The following is a 21036-nucleotide window of genomic DNA, read 5'->3' on the forward strand; positions in this document are numbered from 1 at the left end:
GGCGAAACTGCTCTCCATGGACGGCCACATCCAGCGTGGCTTTGCTCACATCGATCCCGATCCCAAACATGGCAGAACTCCGCTAGGCTGACAGGGTCGAGAGCTCTCCCCGCTTGCCCAGTCTTATCAGTTCGAGCGCCAACTCAACCAACTGTTCGGGCGGTTCAGGGAGAATCCGGCGTGGGGACCCAAGCTACTTCTCGGTCGCAAGACCTGGATCCACACGGTCGCCCACGCCGGGCTCTCGGCACCCAAGGTGCCAGATTGGCAAGAGATAAGATCCACGCCATGCGTGGATGCTTGTGTCGGTTCACCCTGGCGCCAGCCAGGCATGGCCTGGCTCTACTCTACTGGGCGGGTGGCGCATGCCAATTGCGTGGACGCTTCCGGCCGCACTCCAGTAGATCCACGCCATGCGTGGATGCTCTTGGCGGTTCACCATACCGCCAGCCAGGCACGGCCTGGCCCGACATCCTGCGCCGCGTCCATGCTGCTGCCAACGCCCCAGCACCCCACGCAATCCACACGCCCATCGCGGCGTACACCATCGCCTGCAGGCCGGCCTCCAGCACGAACGGTTCGGCGCGCTGCGCAATCGGCAGACAGAACCCTGCAAACAGCAAGAGGCCGGCCAACAGTACGGCCGCCGAACGCAGGGAGACGTCCTCCGGCCCGCGACGCGGCGCAAGCACGCAGGCAATCGCCACACTGAGCGGTAGCAACAGGGCCGTGGTCCACCAGCACAGGCCGGCAATCAGGCTGACAACCGCCAGCGCTGCCCAGCAGGCGCGTTCATCAAGGTCGTGGGAATGAGTGCTGGACAACCTGCACCCCAGTGCATAGATGGCCAAGGCAACCGCTACGCCCAGCACCAGGCCGACGCCCACATCCGACCAGTAATGGACGCCCAGCCAGACCCGGGACAACCCGGCCAGCCCACCAGCCAGCAGCGCCATTGCTATCAGGCCCAGCTGGCGGTGGCGCATGCCTGCGGCGTACTTTCCTGCCAGCCATAGCGCCACCAGAAGGAAGAAGGCGGTCGCGCTGGCGGTGTGCCCGCTGGGCATGGCGGGGCCGCCGGCGCCGACCAGGCTGAGGGCAGGGTCGAAGCTGAAAGGTCGCGGCACCGCAATCCACGCCTTCAGCCCCTGCACGACCACCGTCACCAGCATCAAGGCCATCAGCATCAGGCGCGTTGCGCGCGCGCCAAAGGCGAGCCACAGCACCGGCATGGCCAGCAGATAGAACCAGAATTCCCCCAGCACATTGCCCAGCTTCGCGACGGGGCCCAATGACCATTGCTGGGTATGTTTCACGCGCTCGACTTCGGCATGCCGGAAGGGCGTTGCCGGGCCAAAGTGTTCAACGGGCTGCAATGCGCTCTCTGGCACATCGGCCATGCGGGCGAAGGTGCGCTCCAGTTGGTCCGGAAAGCGGGTGCGCAGCTGGCGTGCTTCTGCCCGGGTGACCAGTCGGGCCTGGATCACCTCACGCCCCACGTGCGGGGCAGCCAGGATGTTCACGGCGCGGCCTTGAACCTGCAGCGGCGTGCGGGCTTGGCAGGCGAAGACATGCACCTTGCCTTCGATCGGCAGCGCAGTGGAAGAGGTGACATCGGCACCGGTCTCTTCCAGTGTTTCCCGATGCGCGGTCTGTGCTCGCGTTTCGCCGGCCTCGGCGTGGCCGCCCGGAAACTGCCAGCGCGCAGCCATATCCTGCACCAGTAGCAAACGATCACCGGAGCGGAGGACACAGACCGATGCAGCAGTTGCTAGTTGAGGCATGAGCAGGAGCGATACCGCAAAGACTGTACGCGACGATACGGCCAAACTTGCTAATTTTAAGGTTCTTCACCCAACTCCGGGGAAGGCTGCACGGATTTTGAGGAAGAAATAGGCGTCGTCTCGGTATCCGTAGGCGACGCGCTTGATGACCTTGATCTTGTTGTTGATTCCCTCGACCAGATTCGTTCCAAGGGGCCATCGGCAATGAGCCAGGATGCCTGGCAGATAGGGCTGTAGGCGACGGACAAACGTTCGCAGGGGCTCCAGGCGGCTACGCAATGCGCGCTGTCGCCAGCTCTTCCACGCTTTTGCTGCCCAGGCCTGGCTACGGTAGCGCCAGAGCTGCTTCAAGTCGTCTTTCAGCACATAGCTCGTCAATAGGGCCTTGTTGGCAGCCAGCAGCTCCTTGAGCTTCACTCGTTGATCGGCCGGGACGTTCTGCCGGTTGCGCAGCAAGAGCCAGCGAGAGGTCTTCACCACACGCCGGGCAGGTTTGTCCTGACGCAGCCTGTTGGCTTCATCCACGCGGACCCGGTCGATGACCTCCCGACCGTATTTGGCCACCAAATGGAACAGGTCGTAGACCACTTCGGCGTTTGGGCATTGGGCTTTCACTTCCAGGTCGAATGCCGAATTCATGTCCATAGCAACCGCCTGGATGCGTTCGCAGCCGTCCTTTCCGAGTAGCTCAAAGAAGGGACGTACGTCTGCGCGGCTGCGTCCTCGACCGACCCAAAGCACGCGCTTGCGTGATGGTTCGACCACCACCGTGGCGTAGCGATGCCCCTTTTGGATCGCAAACTCATCCATCGCGATCACCCGGACGTTCGATAGGTCCACCGGACCCAGCGTCCGCACCAGATGCCTGAAATCAAGCGCCTTGACCGTCTTCCAGTCCAGGCCATGCCACTTTGCGGTGGCATGGATGGAGGCCGTGGCACACATGCGTGCCACGCTCTGCGACAGCCGTTGTGTTACCCGGGCATGTCGCTCCAGCCAATCCAGATGCTCAAGTTTTGGCCCGCAGCGAGGACAGGCCAGCCGCTGGCGCTGGACTTCCAGCTCGACCGGCTCATCGAACACGGGTAGATCACGGACCCGCCGGAGCGTCTGGTCATGGATGGCCACCACCCACTTGCCACATCCGCTACAGCGTCGGCGGCGGCGTGAATCAGGCAGCAGCGAAAGCACCAGCCAAGTGGCTCCGCCACGCGCCTCCCGGCGCCATCCATCCAGGCGATATCCCGCCCAGCATCCCAGCCACGGCATACAATCCAGCTTGGCCACGGCCGGCCCCAGTTTGTAGTCTCGACAACCACAATCTAGCGGGTCGGCCGTGAGCCTCTCCCCTCAGATGGGAGAAGAACCAAATACTGGGAGATACCAGCTCTAAGGCATTCACGTCAATGCAGGGCGTCTTTTCAGTAGCTCGAGCGAATCCAGGGCATCTTGTCCGTGGGTTCTCAGACCTATGGGCGGGTTTCCCCGGCAAAGCGGGCAAGTCTCTTCGGCTACTGGGGTGACTTGTCCATGGTAATCAGGAGTCACTCACGCTCAAGCAACGAATAGATAGCGGCTATTCTTCCTCATTGAATTCGATGAGCGCCGCACGCAAGACTGCGGCAGGATCGGTCCTGAGAACCTCCTCAGGGGTCGCGCCGTCCAGTAAAGCGTTGCAACTCATAAACCACTCCACCTCACCCCAGCCGGTCGTGCGCCCCTGATCGTCCGGCGTAAACGGCCCTTTTTCTCGCAAGACCGTCAGGATGTCGTGCAACTGACTGACGGGCTGGCCATCTTCGCCAAGCTGCCATGCGGGGTAGCGGTAATGGGGCGAAGGCGGATCCATGTACGCTGCGAGAAGCCGCCACTGGCGGCGGAGCTTCGTTGCCACTGTCGGCAGCGAGTTCCTATGTGCAGGATCGACGATCCTAGATACTTCCGCGGCCGTCAACCACTGCTCCGCCAACCTCGCGCGCTTTTGGGCAGCGGCGACGAAGATTGGGTGGAGGCTTTCGGAACGGGAACTCACCATCTCGCACCTGCGCTCTAGGACAAGAAGTCCTGCTTGGTGGTGGTGCCCCTGGTCGGAATCGAACCGACGTGTACGCGCTTATCTGGCGCGTGCTCTCACCGGGGTATAAGGCCGGCGCTCTGACCAACATGAGCAACAGGGGCGTGATCGATCTAAGCGATCACGCCGGTATTCGAGGGTCGAGCGAGGCTAGGCAGTTCATAAGGCAAGCATACCGGGATCGATACCAGGCTGCTATCAATGGTTGTTGGCCGCGATAGTGCTCCACTGATCGCGCAGCCTGGCACCGGTAAGGTGTCCTGCCAATCACGCAGTTGGAGCACTAGTTCTTTTTGGGTCGGAGTCCACAAATTCAAGATCTTCATCAGGAATCTGGAATCCTGAATGGGCGTCAATAGTTAAGCCGTGCTAGAACGCTCCTATTCCCAGAGGGGAAGCCTAGGGTGATCGCCGACTCAAGGGGAAGCCGCCATGAACACACCGCATGATCTGGCACTGGCGGATGCGCTGCACGCGATGGCCGATACCATTCGGGGAGGTGAGAGCATTCCCTTGGAGACGGTGTTCGCCGTCGTGGGAAGCCTCCTTGCCGGGACGGCGGCTCCTGCGCAGGAGAGCCCGCTCGTTCCGATGGAGGCGCTGCGTCGACGTGTGTTGGGCGAATTGCTGTCTTGCCAATTGGAGCTTGCCCGGTTCGCGGCGTTGCCGTGCGATGCCGCACAGTTCGAGACGGTGCAAACGCGGCGCAACGAGGAGGCTGAGGCAGGTTCGATCTATTGGGCTCGGATGGCCAACCTGCGCCGCGCGTTCAGCGAGCTGGTGTCGTTGCTGACCTACGACGAGCAGCCGCATTGGCCGATCGACCCGGACGGCGGATTCGAAATCCAGCACTCGACGGGCTACGTCAGTGTGCAGCTCTTTGGGGGTCCACAGGAAAAGGATTCCTCGCGGCCGTGAGCCGCCACGGTGTCTTGCCAATCATGGCAGACCGCAGTTGTGAGGGGACGACTGCTTAACGGAAGTTCAAGGAGGAAGAACGATGAATCACTATCCGTATGCCCTGCTCAGCGTTGCATTGATGGCGTGGTGGTCTGACGCGGAGGCCGCACGACCGCGTAGCGCGGCAACGGCGATTACCGAGGCCGCCCAGGCGGATGCCTCGTACGCCTACTCACAGAAGATGGTGGCGGAAAGGCCGGAGCTGGGCGTCATCCTTCAGCACTTTGGTTACCGGTCGCTGAGCGAGCTGGATTCGCGTTTCGTCTACAGCTACAACATCGACACGGGCAAAGTATCAGTTAGGCCGATTCCGAAATCCTCGGCGGCAACCCACGAGGCCTCGCCGCAAGCCTTCCTTGGCATCGCCAACAACACCGGCGGTATCACCGACAACGGAACGGACATCGTCGGGTACGCGCGGACCTCGGTGTATTGCATCCTCGGCGGGGCGGCAACCAACGTGGGCGGCTATATGGCCAACAGCCATTCGCGCGACCCCTCCAATCCCAGTGTCCTGAAATGGGGGGCACAGGACGCGGGAGGTTCGACGACGGTCAACTTCGCGGTGTTGATGGCGGCTGGGGGCGCCAAGAACCTCAGCAACCGCACCGTGATGGAAACGACCCATATCGCGGAGTGTGGTGGTGAGGTTCAAACGGTTAACAAATTCCGGAACTGGCCGCCGATCCGGTATTCGATGGTCATTGACGACACCGGCTCGATGGAGGCCCAACTTGCGGGTGTGAAGGGCGGGCTGCAGTCCTTCATTGCCACGCAGGAACAACAGGGCGACGAAGGGCGTGCTAAAGCCTATCAGTTGATCACTTTCAAGGACGATTTCCAGCAGGTTCTTCCGCCGACCAGTGATGCGGCGCAGGCGCTGGCGGCCGTGCAGGCGCTAACACCAATCGGTGGCGGGGCATGTCCCGAGAACTCGATCGGAGCGGTCAACTTGGCCTTAGACGGCATCGAGTCGGACGAAAGCTCAATGCGTACGATCATCCTGGCAACCGACGCCTCGCCGCACGATGGGTCCGACATCAACGGCGTGATTGCCAGGGCTACCCAGAACGGTGTCAGGGTCAACGTAATGCTTTCGGGCGATTGCGCGACGACGGCGGGTGCCGCGGCCAGCAGCAATTCCGGCGCCGCAGGAACGCCTTCGCAGATTTCTTCGCGCGTGGAACTGAAGCGCTTGGCGGAGGAGACTGGAGGGATCTATTTCTACAGCCCGAACGCCACTGCCCAAGAGTACGCCGAGCAGTTCGAGAAGATCCTTGTGGAGTCGGAAAACCCGGTGGACGAACTCAAGCCAGGCGAGCCGGTGTCGGGGCTCAGCGGGGACGCCGGGTCCAAGAAGACATTCCGCATCGAAGTGCCGGCGGGGACGCCTCTGTTGCGTGTGATCGCCTATGGCGGCACGGGCAATCTCTCGCTCTATTTGCGCAAGGGAGCCGTCGCGACCGAATCGCTCCATGACGCGTTCTCTACTCGACCAGGGAATAGCGAGGCGGTCCAGATTCCCGCACCGCCTGCAGACACCTACTACGTGACGGTGGTCGGCACGGGGGCGTTTGCGAACGCGACGATCAGTCTGCATCTGGGGCAATAGTCATTAGTGCAGGAGGCGGCCGAGTCGAAGGACTCGGTCGCCTGTTGAGAATCCACGCGGATTGTCGATGCCGTTCTTCTTGTGAGATGTAGTTGCGGACGGCGATCCGCCACTATGGGGTGTGTCTGTCCAGCCTGGCGGAGGTGTCTAATTCATTTGGCGTCACTGTCCAGTGTGTTTGGCCTGAGCATCCAGTTGAAGGGCGTCTCCTGGCTTGAGAGAGGGCACTTCTTTGTCGTCAGACATGCGTTACCAGCAGAGTAGGGCGCCAGTACAGGAGGCTTCGCATGGCCCGCGGCATCACAGAATCCGACGTACACACCGCCGCCGACGAGCTGGTGGCCAAGGGCGAGCGCCCAACCGTCGACCGGATCCGGGCTCACCTTCGGACCGGCTCGCCGAACACCGTGACTCGCTGGCTGGAAACGTGGTGAAACGACTCGGCACGCGCCTGCAGCCACAGCGCCCGGACTTTGAAGATGCACCAGCTGTGTTGGCCGAGCTGGCGGGACAGTGATCGGAGCTAGCATTGACGCACGCCAGCGAGGCGGCCCTTCGACAGCTTGCACCCGCTGATCAAGCGGCAGAGCTACAGTACTTGGTTGACCAGATCCATCTACAGAACTCAGAACTCAATGTACTGCCCCCTGGGTGCTCTCAGAGGTGCCAACTCCGAAGACTTTCACACAAAGGAAGTGAATGACGTCATCTGCGTCTGAGGCGTATCCGTTGGTTCCGCGCAAGACGCGCTCTACAAGCTAGCCAAGCAGCCCAACAGGTGAATGAGACCGCAAATCCGGCGATCACCATGGCAACCAACATGATCTCCCGATCAGTGTCGTTCATTGAGGAATCCTCCGAAATTGAGTCTTGGTGCCTACGCTATGCTATCCGACGCCAGTGAGCCCAAGTGCGGGCGCGATGGCTGCATTCAAAAATCTTTCGAAAAAAACTTCGGCTTGATCCCCAAAGTGCGGACAGCATGGCTGCATCCGCTGGGTCTTTGACGATGGCCACCGGTCAGCAAGTCATCGGCACGCGCTATTTGCGCGCCCCTCATTGGCCTATCAGTCATGCGGGCGCCACGGCTGCAAAATGCGGGCGCCATAGCTGCAAAGTGCGGGCACGATGGCTCCATTAAGGCCGCAGCAGGGTCGTCAGATGGAGGGGGGCGCCTTCAGTACGCACCCGTCACGGAAATGAATGCTCGTACGCACTTGCGGTTGCGAAGCAAAAGGGGAGAATCAGAAACTCGGAGCTAAGGCGTGAGGGTTGGCAATCGCGTCGCTTGTGGAGGATGGCGTGCCTCACATCACATCAACGTTCGCGAGGCACTCGGCGGGCGTGGATCCGGACCCGACCTATCCAGGAGAATCAGCACTTGGTACCGGGAGTTCGGACCTACCATGATTCATCGACTTGCCGCTGAGCGTGCTGAGGTTGCTCAAGAATCTCCTCCCGGCTTGGTTGCAGATACTGCGGACGAGATCGTCTTTGCTTTAAAGACGTGGACTGCTGAACTCAAGGCTGACCCTAACCGCGGCGCAGGGGAAATCTTTGTAGATGTCTTTGGCAAAATTGGAAGTCTCCTAGACGAGATGCTCGCCTGGGAGCGCGAGCTGGGCCGAGAAGCGGCTGAGTTGACTTCGCTGAGAGCAAGACTGACTGAGATACATCGCCTACAAAGCACCAGCAAAGTCGCGCTGACGGGTCCTCGATCGCCCAAGAAGTCGATGCCGCGGCCATGAAGGCGCGTCGCGGCCGAACAGATAACACTTTTACTTGGCGCTAGGTAACAGATTTACTTGTTTCGTCACCAGAGGCCCAGCCATTGCCAAGCGGAACCGGCGAAGGAGGACCAGTACCGACCGAAGCGCCTGATACAATTTCGCATAATGTATAGACGGTGACCCTATCAATGCCGGTAACGGCGGCATGAGCCTTGTGGGGCAGGGCGAATCCAACAGCCAGGCACACGGCCACCGCAGTAGCCGCCAGTTTCCGCCAGACCGCCTTTTCCTCCCGGCTGATGGCTCGCGCCTCGCCGATTACACCCAGCACGCGTGCAAGCGGCACCCCCGTGAGGCCGGCCAAGGTTGCGCAAACCACGGCATCTGGATGCGAAACGCCTTTTCGATAGTTGCTGATCGCAGACGGCCGCACGCCGAGGCGGGGCGCTAAGTCCTTGTCGTAGCTAACGCCGCACGCCTCTTTCGCCTGATCGAGCAGGGAATTGACGTCCATTTGATCCAAGGCCCTTGATTTTATGAATTCAAGGGTATTGAATCACACCCGGGATCCAAGGGCCTTGAATTGCACCGAGCTTCGCAGCTCGGCGCGCAGAAGGGCATAGCAGAACTACTTGATGGGAGGCTGGCGCAAGCTTTGAATCACATTGACCACCAATTCAGCGAACGCAGTTCGATTCTCCATCACCTCTTCAACGCCCTTGTAGATCTCGTTGACAAGAGCGGCGTCGGGATCGTCAACAGGCCCACGCATGCTCTCTGCGTATCCATCGAAGAACTTTCGGCCTCGCCAGATGTACTGACGCAAAGTCCCCAGCGTTCCATTGATCAGCGCCAGCTTCGTCACTGCTTCCGTGTCAAGCAGAGCCATTGTGTCGTCGGGAAGAACGATGTCTCCGATAGACGGATCCATCAAGTTCATCAAGTTCTCGAACTGCCAGGCCATGGGTCGATCACCCTCGATCGTTTCCTTGAAGCGCCTGACCATGCCATCAAGTCCGACGATCTTGATCGTTGCACCGAACGTCGCAGTCAGAAGCGCAATGGACTTCCGTCTAACCCGCTCAGCTTCTCTTTCAGCCTCCTCAACCCTGTGCACATGGGATTGGCGCGTGTAGTACGCCGCCGCCAAACCGATGACCCATGCACCGGCAGCAGCCAGCCAGTCAGCGGCGTTCCCGCCCTCAATGCACTTGAGAGGAATATCGCTTCCTATCAGCACCACGGCCATCAAAACGCCCCCCAGACCAAGGGAGATTGCGCAGGCCACTCCTGCATCCCACCGACTGATAGAAGCTTGATCCTTCGCGTCCATACCACCCCCTGTGGCGGTCCTGTTCAACCGGGGATTCTGGCATGACCGAGCCTCTGTTCGCACTTGCCCTATTAGGGGCCATCGCTACCGTTTCCATCGGCGGCGCTCGCATCGTCTCGTGGCTGCTCGACAGGCGTGACTGCACCGCCGCGCAGCAGCTACGCGAAGCCCAGGTCATCGCACTCGCAAAGGCTGAGATTGCCGCCACCAAGCGCGGTGATCTTCTGGCCGCCGCTCGCTATGCCGAAGAGCAGGAGCGCGCCGCATGAGCAGGTTTCCCTCATTCGCCGAACTGGTGGAGTTCGATATGGGTCTTGCGGGGTGCGCCGCGCTCATCGCCGTTTGGCTGGGAGTGGCATTGCTCTCCATCGTGATCGAGCAGGCATGGCTGGGGCTTCGTCGCCTGTGGAAGCTCGGCAAGGATCGCTCCAATGGCCGGTGATCGCGCGGAGGTGGCTGGGTCGGGACTCCCCTCGTCTAACAGGGGAGTCAGTGAATTCAGGAACCCCGAGGGAACCCTGACGGTCGGCATTGACTGGTTCTCCGCCTCTGTAGACATGCTCGCGGTGTTGAACGAGCTGGCATTCCGTGAGGGCGACTCATACGAAGAGATCCGGCAGTGGGTCGACTTCAGCCCCGACAATGCCCGCGTTGTCGCCCTGCAGATCTTCTGCTGGTTCTTCGCAGGGCTGGGACTGGAACTGGACGAAGTAGCCGGGGGAGGGCGCTTCTACCTGTGGCGCATCAAGATCCTCAACGCCGAAAAGAAGTTCGTCGGCATGATCGAGCTTGGCGGCGAGAACTGCCGCCGTGCTGATGGCACCTATACCGCCCGAATTGAGTTGACCGGCGATGGGTGTAGGGCAGTAGCAGCAGCGCGCTGCGGCCATGCGCAGCGGTGGCTGGAGCTTCGAGCGAAGCTCGAAAGCTGCGGCGGCAGAATCACCCGTGTCGACGTGTGCGCAGATGATCTTGTCGGCAACTACCCCTTACGCCTCGCACAGAAGTGGTACGCCCAGGGCGAGTTCGACAACCGTGGTCAGCGCCCCAAGGCACAGCTGGTTGACGACTACGACAGCGGTGACGGCAAGACCCTCTACGTGGGCGGCAAGAAGTCGGAAAAGCAGCTGCGCGTCTACGAGAAGGGTAGGGAGCAGGGCGACAAGGCGTCGCCGTGGGTGCGCTATGAGGCGCAGTTCCGCGCCTCCAACCGCAAGGAACTGCCGCTCGACATTCTGCGTGATCCGGCGTCCTACCTGCTGGGTGCCTATCCGGTCCTTTCCTTTCTGCGCTGCGTTGCCACGCGCATCGAAATCACGAAAGCCGCTGTTGAAGCGACGTGGAAGAGCGTTCGTCGCCACATCCGCCGCCAGTACGGCGCGGCACTGAACTTCATTTCCAAGAACTGCCCGGACGATCAGTCACTGCGGGCGGTTATCGAATCCTGCACTTCGCCATCGCTGCCGAAGTGGGTCACAGGTGACACAGCAGCGCACTGGCCCGAAATCGCGGCCGTACAACCAACCTCCAAGGGGTAACGAAATGATCAAGGTCACCGTACTGGATTCGCAGATCAACGAGCGTGGCGGCAGCTTCACCAACGACCGCAACGAGAACGTTGAGTTCACCACCCGCAAGCAGCGCGGCAAGCTGGAGGCCGATGGCTTCGCCTATCCGTTCGATGTGCGCCTGGACAAGGGCCAGCCCGGCTATCAGGCGGGCGAATACGAGCTGGATGTTCCAGCCATGCTGCAGGTCAATAAGGGCGTTGCAACCCTGAGCAAGTTCACCGTGCTGCGCCCGCTGCAGAAGGCTGCACCGCGCCCGGCAGCGCAGGCCTAAGTCATGGCGCGGTACGTCTACGAGTGCCTGCAATTCAACGAACAGACTGGCACCTGTGAGCAGGCTGGATTCGTGCCGCGCACCGATATCCCCGCACTTACCACTGCCGAGGTGTCGGGGTTGTTGTCCATGGTTGCGGTGTGCTTCGCCGTGGCATGGGCATACAAGCAGTTAGGCAGGTCCGTTCGCAACTAACTCAACTACGCAAGGGGATCATCATGGATCTGGATTACAGCGCTGCACTCACCGTTCTGGCCGGTTTGGCAGCGGGTGTCGCTGCCATCGGCACCGCCAAGCTGGCACCGGCCGCAATCGCGGTTGGCTACAAGTGGTTCAAGGCTGCGATCTTCGGCTGATCGCAGTAGCAACGGGGCCGGGCAATCCGGCCCCTTTCAATGGGGGATTGATGATGCTCGGTCTATTCGTTCTCTGCGTCGGCAGTGCCGCGCTCTACATCGCGTTCGGTGACTAGATGACGCGTGTCCTGCTGGCGCCACTGGTTGCGGCGCTCTACTTCTTCGCTCCTTCACTGCACGCTGCTGTGTGTTCGCCCAGCGCGGACGTGGGCTATATGGATTGCGATGATGAGGGCGAAGCCTATGCAGCTGCCTGGGCTGCAGCTACTGAGCAGGCTGGTCGATCTAACGCTGCTGGCGGCTTTACTTGGAACCCGATGGTTGAGCAGGAGGGCAATGGCTATGTCGGCTTTGTCCGACCTTCATATGCGTCTAGCGGGCGATATGCATCCGTCAAGCGTGGCTGGAAGACGAAGTGCAGCGCACGTCCTGAAGAGTTTGGCTGGGAGGGTGGTAGCACTGCCGCGTCGGTCAATGCTTGCCACAGGGGCTGTATGTACTCCAGCGCACTCGATCCGGCTGGCGTGGCCGGTTTCAGCTACACGCCCACCGGGGGCACCTGCACAGAATCTGACGCGCCTGAGCCTAAGCCCGCTGGCGACGGCGGTGGCGATGATGGTGGCGGCACTGGCGGGGAGACAGGGGGAGGTGATGGCGACGGTGGCGGTAGTGACGGCGGTGGCGATGGGGGAGGGGACGGCGACTCAGGGGGTGGTGACGGCGGCGGCGACGGCGGTGGTAGCGGGGATGGAGATGGCGACGGGGACGGCGATGGTGATGGCGGTGGCGGAGAGAATCCGAGCCTCCCGGGCGATCCGCAGTATCCGGGCGATGTGCCGATGCCCTATATGGATCCCCCCATTCCCGGCAGCTACCAAGGGCAGTGGTCCAGCGGTCTAGGGGGTGGGTCTTGCCCGTCACCTCGGACCATCAATGTATCGCTCGGCGGCTACAGCGCCGCCATGGTTTTCGAGTTCAAGCCGCTGTGTGATTTCTCTCGGTACATCCGCGGCATGGTGATCGCATTCGCGGCCATCGTTGCTGCCTACATCGTTCTGGGGCTCAGAAGATAATGCCTTGGCTTGCCGCCTTCCTTGTCCAGCTCCTGGGCAACTCTCTCGCACGTGTTTTGACCGGCGCGGGCCTCGGGCTTGCGACCGGCGCCGCGCTGCTTCCGCTGGTCAAATCAGCATTGAACCTTGTCGTCTCCTACTGGGGCGGCATTTCCGGCGACCTCGCCAATGTGCTGCTGCTCGCAGGGGCAGGGGAGGCCATCACCATCGTTGGCTCTGCCATGGTCACCAAGGTCGTGATTGACGCTGGCAAAGTCGCAGTTCAGAAGGCCGCATCCAAATGATGTATCTCATTTCCGGCCAGCCCGGCAACGGCAAGACCCTGCGCGCCATGAGCATGGCGCAGGAGTTCTACGAGCAGAACCAGCAGGCCGTCAAAGAAGGCAAGGCGCAGCCGCGACGCTTCTTCACCAACGTCGCAGGTGCAACCACTGAGGAGAATCCGGACGCCTTCCCGTGGTTCGAGAAGCTGCCTGATCACAACGACTGGACCCAGCTTCCCGATGGCTCCTTCGTGCTGTACGACGAAGCGCATTCGGATGGCAACACTCAGGGGCTGGAGCGCTATGGCAGGCTATTCCCGTCCACCGGCAAGCCGGGTGAATCGGAAGATCCACGCATTCGCTCGATGTCCACGCACCGGCATCGCGGTTTCGATCTGGTGTTCGTCACCCAGTGGCCCAGCAAGATCCACCACCAGGTGCGCAGTCTGATCGGCTCGCATACCCACATGAATCGTGCGTTTGGCATGCAGCGGGCTGGTGTTCTGACGTGGACCCGCGTGCAGGCTGATCCCTACGACGAACGGATTCGCGACAAGGCCGAGGAAGAAATCTGGGTCTACCCGAAGAACCTCTATGACAGGTATCGCAGCGCAACGCTGCACACGGCCAGTCACAAGTTCAAGGTGCCGAAGCGAGTCTGGCAGGGCCTGTCAGTGGCGGTCGCCTTGATAGGCATCTTGTGGTTGGGTTGGCTGTTCCTGATCAAACCCTCCAACGCACAAGCTGCGAAGAAGGAAGAGCAGGGGGCCGAAGCTTTGCCGGCGGCAGGGGCCCTGGCGCCCTTGGGCGCGGGCATGCCGGCGGCACGGCCCCTCACCCGCGAAGAATACGTGCAAAAACACAAACCACGTGTGGAGTTTCAGCCGTGGTCTGCCCCCGCCTTCGATGATCGCACCGTGCAATCGCAACCTGAGCTATATTGCATGGCCTCCGGCACCACCGAGCAGGACACCACCTGCACGTGTGTCACAGAGCAGGGCACCAAGGCAAAGATTCCGCTACCGGTATGCGTGGCGATCGCACGCGATGGCCCGGCCTACAACCCGTATCGCGCACCACGCCAGGAATCGGAGTCGAGTCAGGATCACCCAGCTCGCGGCATCGCTCAGTCATCGCCATCCGGGACACCCGAGCCGTCACCACATGCGCTGGTTGAGGTCGGGAAACGCCCAATGGGGACGTTCCCGGAGACGCCACCTTACCCGGCGACCTTCTGATTATCGTGACGCGTCACGGGCAGCGATCTCGCGGCGAGAGAACCCAGCCTCCATCAGCAGACATTTGCCTGTACGGCTTTCCTGCAAAGCACTGGACAGTACTTTCCGGGATATCGCCACACCGAGAGCCCGGAAGGTTCTCCCAGCCCCCCTCAATTCGACGGAAGAACATTCCATTGAGAGGGTCGGCAGGGATTCATGTAAAAAACAGCCGTTCGCCTTTTAAGCTCTTGATGTTGCCGTGCTTTTGCTTCTGAGCCTACTGCGTTGCTGAGGCCACGAAGTGGCCTATTAGCCTCAAAAGAGTCGCCAAAATCATAAGCCGGCAGGTCCCCACTTCCGACCTAGCTCGCCAGGATCCGGCTCGAATAATCGAGCGGCGCGATCTTCCGGCTCAAGTCGAGTGTGTAGTCCCCAAAGCGATTGATGTGACTGGTCCGGTACGGGGACAGCCCGGCGAGCACCTCGGCGCTTATACCCATCCCCTCGTCCCGCAGCTCGGCCAGGATTCGGGTCATCCGCTCCACGTTGTGCAGGATGATCATGTTGGCCACGAGCTGGTTGTATTTCACGATCTTGCGCTGCTCGTGCAGGATGTTCTCGGCGATGATCCCTTCCCCGCCGAAGAACGACCACTTGATGAACCCGTTGAACTCCTCGCTCTTGTTGGTGGCGGCATGAATGGTTTTGCGTACATCGACATCATCGATGTAGCGCAGCAGGAACATGGTGCGGATGGCTTTGCCGAGTTCGCGGAAGGCGAAGTACAGCTTGTTCTTGCGGCTATAGGTGCCGAGCCGACGCAGGATCGTGGAGGCAGTGATCTTGCCGAGCTTGATCGAGACGGTCACGCGCAGCATGTCGTGCAGGTGGGTTTCGATCAGGACCCAGTCGATGCTCTCGCCGAATAACGCCTGGATGTTCTTGTAAGAGCGACCCGGCTCGGGTCGGAAGAACGTCAGATCCTTGATGCCGCGGATGCGCGGCATAAGCTGAATGCCCAACAGGTGCGCCAAGCCGAATACCGGATAGCTTTGGGCCTGCGTGTCGCCATGCACGATCTCCGGCTGGATATCGGAGGTATTGGCCAGCAGACCGTCGAGAATGTAGACCGCTTCATGCACGCCGCACGGAATGAAGTGGCTGAACAACGCAATGTACTTGTCCGAAACGTGGTAGTAGCCGATGCCGCCGTAGCCGCCATAGCGGATGTGGTATTCGGACAGCAGGTTCTGCTCGTACACGCTCCATTTCGTACCATCAGCGGAGGCGCTCTTGCCGCTGCCCCAGTATCCGGGCAACTCGAACTTGTTGTAGGTATTGATGACCTCGACGATGGCCTTGTCGAGGGTTTCCTCGGTGACGTATTTCAGGTTGAGCCAGGAGATCTGTCGCCGGCTGAAGCCTTTCACCGAGCGTGCCGTCTGGGTCGGGCCGAGGTTGCAGCCGTAGCAGAACAACGTCGTGACGACGCGGCGCAGCAACTCGTCCACGCGGCTGTCGGTACCGGCGATCGGCCGGAAGTGCTTATGCAGTTGCAGCCAGTGCGCGGCGTCGACCAGCACATCGACGATGCTGGTCGGCGGCAACCGCTCGGTAATCACCCCGTCGAGGGACACGATGGCACGGGACACTTCCGTGCGTTGCAGGCGCTTGAGGATCAGGCGACCGTCGACCAGTTCTGCATGGACGTTCTCCGGAAAGCGCTGGTCGACGGCATCGGCCAAGGCGGCGAGTTCCACCCGCAGTCCGCGCACGAAGACCGCGGCGTCGGTCGGCAACCCGGAGACTTCGCCGTAGGCCTCCAATTCCTGGGCGAAGGTCGCTTCGTCCACCAACTGTTCGCGGTAGTCGTCATAGCGTTCGCCATGCGGGATATACAGGTCGCCGGATTTCAGTTCGTCCTTGATCTGCGCCAGCACGGCCAGCTCGAAGTATTTGCGATGCAGCCAGCCGCGCCCGGCCAGCGTGGCGGACTTGCCGAACACGTGCCGGCGCCAGGCGCTCGACAACCAGGTGAAATCGCCCTCCGGATCCAGACCGAGGGCACTGGCCTCGATCAGCTCACGACGTTGACCGCGCAGCGCCTGCAGCGCCGCGATCATGCGCTCCATCGTGGCATCATGGCTAGTTGAGCGCAGGCCCATGATCTCCAGGCAATTGAGCAGCAACGGGCGCATCGTGGCGTACGGCTGCAACAGGAACGGCAGGTAATTCTTGCCGGCGTACGCCATGTGCTCCTCGCACTCGGCGAGCAGCACCGGCACCTCGGTGACGAGCGCGTTGCCGATCGCATCGACCCGTTGCGTGTCGGTTCCCTCGACCTGATAGGCCTGGAGGATGACCTTGAGCTGGCCGATCAGGAGATCGGCGCGCTTGCTGTGTTCCAGTTGATAGGCCACGAGCCGTTGCTGCGCCGAGCTTTCCAGCTTCTGGATGAGCCGGATGAAGACGTCGGCCGCATCGTCGAGGGTCTTGGCGTATTGAGCGCGAATGAAGATCGCCGCGAGCGCATAGCGCTTGGTCGGTTTGAGTTCGGCCAGTTCGCTGGCATCCAGAGCCCGCGCCATCGCCCGGTACTGCTTGAGCTTGGGGACCGGCACGTCGATCGCAGGCAACTGTTCGGCCAGGTGTTGCAACCGGCGGATGTGCTGCAGGTAGAAGCGGACCTCCTTGTTTGTCGGGCGCTTGGGCTCGCGCTTGAGTGCCTGCCAGCCGCTGAAGGCGTCGTCGGGCGACACCAGCAGGTCATCGATGAGCGCGCGGACCGCGGGCGTCAGCGCATCGGCAATGCGGCCGAAGTAGCGATCGTGTACTCGCTCGCGGGCCTGGATCGCCAGACGTTCCAGGGTGCTGAACGCCGGCAACTCGTAACGGTGATGGACCAGTTCCTCTAGCAGGACATTCACGATGTCGGGAATGATGTGCTTGGTCTCGGCCGCCGTTTCCGCAACCGTCGCCAGCCAGGTGCGGCCGTCGGGATCGAGCACGCGCACCCGCAGGTAGTCGCGCAGCTTCGCGATATGGCCACGCTTCGCGCCAGAGCTGTCGTAGCTGTGCAATTGCTCGATCGGCACCGAACGACGATCGCCGGCCGTCTGCGCGATGTGCTGGATGATGCGCTCGGGCACATCGGCCAAAAGCGTGAAGTAGCCGAGGCGCTGGAACAATTTCAGGTGGACCAGCACCGCCAGTTGGGCCGTGGGTCGCGTTGCGGTGGCCGCAACAAAGGCCAACTCGGCCTCGGTCGGCGTGTAGATGTCCTGCAGTTCCTTGAGGGTCGGGTCCGGTTTCAGGCGCGGATACGCGGTCTCGTGCAGGGTCGTCATCCGTCAACAAGGCTCCTCAACGTAAGAAGGTGGCGTGCCTAGTCCCAATGCCGCCCATCGCCAGCGCGCAACGAGGCCTCCAGGAAACAGCGATGGTTGTCGGCGATGCGATGCATGTCGTCGATCAAGGTCGCCATCGCTTCATCCAAGACGTCTGGCTCGACTGTCGGCACGGTCAACCGGTAACGGGTGCCATCTGCGTCGGAACGCTGGGCGCCGTAAGGCGCCAGGCAGATATCCTCGATCAAACGCCGTGCCCGGTGGGGCCCGCGGCCGCGAGGCGTAAACGGGGTGAGCACGAGACTCAGGTCCACGGAGAGTGTCGGCGGCTCGACTGCCACAGGCGCCGGCAACGCGAGTGGTGCCGGTGCCGGCAAGGCCAGGCCTGCTTCGATCCGATCGCGCGCGAACGGATCGGCGCCATCGAGATAGCGCATCGCCGATTTGATGTCTTTCCAGCCGACATACTCCATCAGCGTCTTCACATCCCAGCCATTCGCATCGGCCCAGGCCGCGAAGCCGCGCCGCAGCGAGTGTCCGCTGTAGGCGTCAGATGCCGACAATCCGGCCGCGGCGAAGGCGCGACGCAGCAGCGGGATGAGGCTGTTCGCATGCAAAGCGTCTTCGGACACTTGGGCCCACCGACCAATCGCCCGAAACAGGGGCCCTTCGGTCAGGCCGGCCACGGCGATCCACTCGGCCGTCGCCGATACCGGGCAGCAGCGCGACAGCGCCGGGACCTTGAAGATCCGCCCTTCGTTGCGCCGATCGCTCTTGGTGCGGGGCAAAAAGCAGGTCATGCCTTGGCCGGGAACGATGCGCACGTGCTCGACCTGGAGATGGATCAGCTCGTCGCCGCGAAAGCCACGCCAGAATCCGAGCGAGATCAGCGCGCAATCCCGCAAATGCCGCAGCTGCGCCGCTCGGTCACCGCGACCTTCCGCGGTCGCCGCGGCCGTGTGCAGCCAGGTCATGACCTGCGCGAGCTGGGTCAGTTGCAGCGGTTCGGCCCGCTTCTCAACGGCCGGATGCAACGTCTGGATACCCTTGAGCACCTGGCGCACGCGCGGCGATCGCGTCGGATCGACGAAGCCATGCTCGCCGTGCCATTGCGCCAGTGCCGCCAGGCGCTGCTTGAGCGTATTGATCGCCAACTGCTCGGCGTAATCGGCCAAATACTGGGCCACGCTGTCGGCGGTGGCAGGCAGATGCCCACCCCATTCCACCTCGAAGTGGCGAACCGCCGACTCATAGCTGCGCCGTGTGTTGGCGCGGGTGGCGGCTTCTCGGTAGCGGTCGACGCTGCTCAAGGGATCACCGCGTGGAGAGCGCCTGGGCATAGGCATTGGTGATCGGATAGCGTCGTTCACGTCCAAACGCACGCCGCGAGATCTTCGGACCCGGCGCCGCCTGCTGCCGCTTCCATTCGTGGCGACGCACAAGGTCCAGCACCGGGTCCACCACGGCGGCGGCGAATCCGGCCGCCAGGAGTTCCTCGCGCGATTGTTCCTGGTCGATATGACGGAACAGGATCGCATCGAGCACGTCGTAGGGCGGCAGGGTGTCCTGGTCGGTCTGGTGCTCGCGCAGCTCCGCTGTCGGCGGCCGTGCGATCACCTCGGGCGGGATGACCGGCGCGCCGCCTACGGTATTGCGCCAGCGGGCCAACGCACTCACCTCGGTCTTGTAGACATCCTTGAGCGGGGCGTAACCGCCGCACATGTCGCCGTAGATCGTCGTGTAGCCGACCGCGTACTCGCTCTTGTTGCCGGTGGTCAGGAGCAATCCGCCGAGCTTGTTGCTCAGCGCCATCAGCACCGCACCGCGCGTGCGCGACTGCAGGTTTTCCTCGGTCGCATCAACCGTCGTACCCGCGAACAGCCCGCTCAGCGTGTCGAGAAAGCCCTGGAACGGGGCGTCGATCGGCACCGTCCGCATCGCCACGCCCAAGGTCGCGCACTGCGCCGCCGCCAGGTCGTTGCTCAACGCGCTGGTGAAGCGCGACGGCAACCGCACCGCGGTGACGCGGTCGCTCCCCAGCGCATCCACGGCCATCGCCAGCACCACCGCCGAATCCAGTCCTCCCGACAAGCCGACCCAAACCCGGTCGAAGCCGTTCTTGCGGCAGTAGTCGCGCAACCCGCACACGATCGCGCGCCAGGCCACAGCGTCGCGGCCGACGTCGGTGTCGATTGGCCAGGAGACCTGGGTGAACGTGCGTGAGGCCGGATCGAAATCGGCGACCAGCACATGTTCCTCGAAGGCGATGGCCGCCGGATGCACCTGGCCATCGGCATCGGCCAGCAAGGAGGCTCCGTCGAACACGACCGCATCCTGGCCGCCAACGAGGTTGACGTAAGCGAGTGCGACCTGATTGTCGCGGGCGCGCTCAGACAGCAGCGCGTCCCGCTCCGCGTGTTTATCGCGCTCGAAGGGCGAGGCGTTGGAGACGAGAATCAGCTGCGCGCCGGTTGCGGCGGTTTCAAACGTCGGTTCCAGCCCCCACAGGTCCTGGCAAATCAGCAAGCCCACGGTGACGCCCTGAAGCTCGAACACGCACGCCCCGCTGTCCGGATCGACCGCAAAGTACCGACGCTCATCGAAGACGGCGTAATTGGGTAAGTCGCGCTTGCGGTAAGTGGCCGCCACCGCGCCGTCGCGCAACATGCTGATCGCGTTGTAGACGACAGCGCCTGCCGCTTCCGGCCACCCCACGACCGCGACGATGCCGGTTGTTTCCTGGGCGATGCGCTGCACGGCATCGGCGCATTCGGCCAGGAACTGCCGCCGCAGCAGCAGATCCTCCGGCGGATAGCCGCTCAGCGTGAGTTCCGGAAACAGCACTAGGTCGGCGTGATAGCGATCGCGCGCCTCGGCGATCCGCTCGGCAATGCGCCCTGCGTTGCCGTCGATGTCCCCGACGGGAAAGTCCGCCTGGACCAATGCGATTCGCAGGCTCATGGGCAGTTCCCACCAAGGCATCGCATCACCAGACGGTTCATGCCGACCTCTTCCGACGCACGTCTGTCGTTTTGACCCGCGAGGTCGGCATCGGCTCCCGCAAGGTGGCCAGAATCGAGCACTGGCCCCGGGCGCCTCCGGAGCATGCGTTGATCGTGCGGTCCAATTCCCGGGCAATGCGATTGAGCTCGCGGAGCTTGCTGCGGATATCGGTCAAATGCTCGCGGGCAATCGCATCGATCTCGCCGCAGGAGAGCGTGCGGTCGCTTTCCAGCCGTAGCAGGCTGCGGATCTCATCCAGACTGAAGCCGAGGTCGCGGCTGCGGGTGATGAAACGCAGCAGGTCCACTTCGTCATCGCGGTACTCGCGGTAACCGCTGGCGGTTCGCCGCGGTTTGGGCATCAGCCCCACGCGCTCGTAGTAGCGAATGGTTTCCAGATGGCAGCCGCTGGATTCGGCCGCTTCGCTAATCTTCATCGA

The 21036-nt window shown here is 62.1% G+C and carries 21 protein-coding genes and 1 tRNA gene; 12 read left to right on the top strand and 10 right to left on the bottom strand.

Features of this window, described 5'->3' with window-relative positions; all coding sequences use genetic code 11:
- Positions 1–347: 347 nt before the first annotated feature.
- From JLDANKMP_RS20940 to JLDANKMP_RS20955, 4 genes are all read right to left on the bottom strand, one after another.
- Entirely contained in the window at positions 348–1829 is a 1482-nt protein-coding gene (locus JLDANKMP_RS20940) for a bifunctional NUDIX hydrolase/phosphatase PAP2 family protein (RefSeq protein ID WP_212562019.1), read from the bottom strand.
- A gap of 21 nt (positions 1830–1850) precedes the next feature.
- Complete coding sequence (locus tag JLDANKMP_RS20945; protein ID WP_283246326.1) at positions 1851–3053, bottom strand: ISL3 family transposase; 1203 nt, start codon at positions 3051–3053, stop codon at positions 1851–1853.
- Between the two features lie 307 nt (positions 3054–3360).
- Positions 3361–3816, bottom strand: coding sequence for a hypothetical protein (locus JLDANKMP_RS20950; RefSeq protein ID WP_343237751.1), 456 nt, complete (start codon positions 3814–3816; stop codon positions 3361–3363).
- A 43-nt stretch (positions 3817–3859) separates the two neighbouring features.
- A tRNA-Ile gene (locus JLDANKMP_RS20955) sits at positions 3860–3962 on the bottom strand.
- Between the two features lie 328 nt (positions 3963–4290).
- Here JLDANKMP_RS20955 and JLDANKMP_RS20960 point away from each other — a divergent pair.
- The 4 genes from JLDANKMP_RS20960 (at position 4291) to JLDANKMP_RS20975 (ending at position 8178) form a co-directional block, all read left to right on the top strand.
- Positions 4291–4776, top strand: a complete 486-nt coding sequence (locus JLDANKMP_RS20960) for a hypothetical protein (RefSeq protein ID WP_212562022.1) — start codon at positions 4291–4293, stop codon at positions 4774–4776.
- An 82-nt stretch (positions 4777–4858) separates the two neighbouring features.
- Complete coding sequence (locus tag JLDANKMP_RS20965; RefSeq protein ID WP_212562023.1) at positions 4859–6430, top strand: pre-peptidase C-terminal domain-containing protein; 1572 nt, start codon at positions 4859–4861, stop codon at positions 6428–6430.
- Positions 6431–6717: 287 nt separating this feature from the next.
- On the top strand, positions 6718–6864 hold the full coding sequence (locus JLDANKMP_RS20970; protein WP_343237752.1) for a DNA-binding protein: 147 nt from the start codon (positions 6718–6720) through the stop codon (positions 6862–6864).
- A gap of 972 nt (positions 6865–7836) precedes the next feature.
- Positions 7837–8178, top strand: coding sequence for a hypothetical protein (locus JLDANKMP_RS20975; protein ID WP_212562024.1), 342 nt, complete (start codon positions 7837–7839; stop codon positions 8176–8178).
- A 40-nt stretch (positions 8179–8218) separates the two neighbouring features.
- Here the strand turns inward: JLDANKMP_RS20975 and JLDANKMP_RS20980 are convergent, their stop codons facing one another.
- Together JLDANKMP_RS20980 and JLDANKMP_RS20985 are read right to left on the bottom strand one after the other, a co-directional pair.
- The gene (locus JLDANKMP_RS20980) at positions 8219–8674 is read right to left on the bottom strand and encodes a DUF3693 domain-containing protein (RefSeq protein ID WP_212562025.1); all 456 of its coding nucleotides are present in this window, start codon (positions 8672–8674) and stop codon (positions 8219–8221) included.
- A 114-nt stretch (positions 8675–8788) separates the two neighbouring features.
- Positions 8789–9493 (bottom strand): hypothetical protein, encoded by a 705-nt coding sequence (locus tag JLDANKMP_RS20985; RefSeq protein ID WP_146257206.1) that lies wholly within the window; start codon positions 9491–9493, stop codon positions 8789–8791.
- A gap of 41 nt (positions 9494–9534) precedes the next feature.
- Between JLDANKMP_RS20985 and JLDANKMP_RS20990 the strand changes: the two genes are divergently transcribed.
- The 8 genes from JLDANKMP_RS20990 (at position 9535) to JLDANKMP_RS21025 (ending at position 14265) form a co-directional block, all read left to right on the top strand.
- Complete coding sequence (locus JLDANKMP_RS20990) at positions 9535–9762, top strand: hypothetical protein (RefSeq protein ID WP_212562026.1); 228 nt, start codon at positions 9535–9537, stop codon at positions 9760–9762.
- The gene (locus JLDANKMP_RS20995) at positions 9759–9935 is read left to right on the top strand and encodes a hypothetical protein (protein WP_212562027.1); all 177 of its coding nucleotides are present in this window, start codon (positions 9759–9761) and stop codon (positions 9933–9935) included. Before JLDANKMP_RS20990 ends, JLDANKMP_RS20995 begins: the two co-directional genes overlap by 4 nt.
- Positions 9925–11031 carry a replication initiation factor domain-containing protein gene (locus JLDANKMP_RS21000; RefSeq protein WP_212562028.1) on the top strand — a complete coding sequence of 369 codons (1107 nt, stop codon included), beginning with the start codon at positions 9925–9927 and terminating at the stop codon, positions 11029–11031. Before JLDANKMP_RS20995 ends, JLDANKMP_RS21000 begins: the two co-directional genes overlap by 11 nt.
- Before the next feature lie 4 nt (positions 11032–11035).
- A complete protein-coding gene (locus tag JLDANKMP_RS21005; RefSeq protein ID WP_005413368.1) occupies positions 11036–11335 on the top strand; it encodes a hypothetical protein in 300 nt (99 codons plus the stop codon).
- Positions 11336–11553: 218 nt separating this feature from the next.
- Positions 11554–11691, top strand: coding sequence for a major capsid protein (locus JLDANKMP_RS21010; protein ID WP_005413437.1), 138 nt, complete (start codon positions 11554–11556; stop codon positions 11689–11691).
- 116 nt (positions 11692–11807) lie between these two features.
- Positions 11808–12764, top strand: coding sequence for a virulence factor TspB C-terminal domain-related protein (locus JLDANKMP_RS21015; RefSeq protein WP_212562029.1), 957 nt, complete (start codon positions 11808–11810; stop codon positions 12762–12764).
- Positions 12764–13048, top strand: coding sequence for a DUF2523 domain-containing protein (locus JLDANKMP_RS21020; RefSeq protein ID WP_032966758.1), 285 nt, complete (start codon positions 12764–12766; stop codon positions 13046–13048). The genes JLDANKMP_RS21015 and JLDANKMP_RS21020 overlap by 1 nt, the downstream gene beginning before the upstream one ends.
- Positions 13045–14265: a zonular occludens toxin domain-containing protein gene (locus JLDANKMP_RS21025; protein ID WP_212562030.1), complete on the top strand. Its 1221-nt coding sequence runs from the start codon at positions 13045–13047 to the stop codon at positions 14263–14265. Before JLDANKMP_RS21020 ends, JLDANKMP_RS21025 begins: the two co-directional genes overlap by 4 nt.
- Positions 14266–14609: 344 nt before the next feature.
- Here JLDANKMP_RS21025 and JLDANKMP_RS21030 read toward each other — a convergent pair whose 3' ends face one another.
- From JLDANKMP_RS21030 to JLDANKMP_RS21045, 4 genes are read right to left on the bottom strand one after another with little or no spacing between them, the layout of a single operon-like run.
- Positions 14610–17594 (bottom strand): Tn3 family transposase, encoded by a 2985-nt coding sequence (locus JLDANKMP_RS21030; RefSeq protein WP_049445196.1) that lies wholly within the window; start codon positions 17592–17594, stop codon positions 14610–14612.
- Between the two features lie 38 nt (positions 17595–17632).
- Positions 17633–18904, bottom strand: coding sequence for a site-specific integrase (locus tag JLDANKMP_RS21035; RefSeq protein WP_212562031.1), 1272 nt, complete (start codon positions 18902–18904; stop codon positions 17633–17635).
- Between the two features lie 4 nt (positions 18905–18908).
- Positions 18909–20561: an NAD+ synthase gene (locus tag JLDANKMP_RS21040; protein ID WP_087948692.1), complete on the bottom strand. Its 1653-nt coding sequence runs from the start codon at positions 20559–20561 to the stop codon at positions 18909–18911.
- Between the two features lie 31 nt (positions 20562–20592).
- The gene (locus JLDANKMP_RS21045) at positions 20593–21033 is read right to left on the bottom strand and encodes a helix-turn-helix domain-containing protein (protein WP_014647116.1); all 441 of its coding nucleotides are present in this window, start codon (positions 21031–21033) and stop codon (positions 20593–20595) included.
- Between the last annotated feature and the right edge of the window lie 3 nt (positions 21034–21036).

Source organism: Stenotrophomonas sp. PE591 (genome assembly GCF_018320795.1).
Lineage (GTDB): Bacteria > Pseudomonadota > Gammaproteobacteria > Xanthomonadales > Xanthomonadaceae > Stenotrophomonas > Stenotrophomonas maltophilia.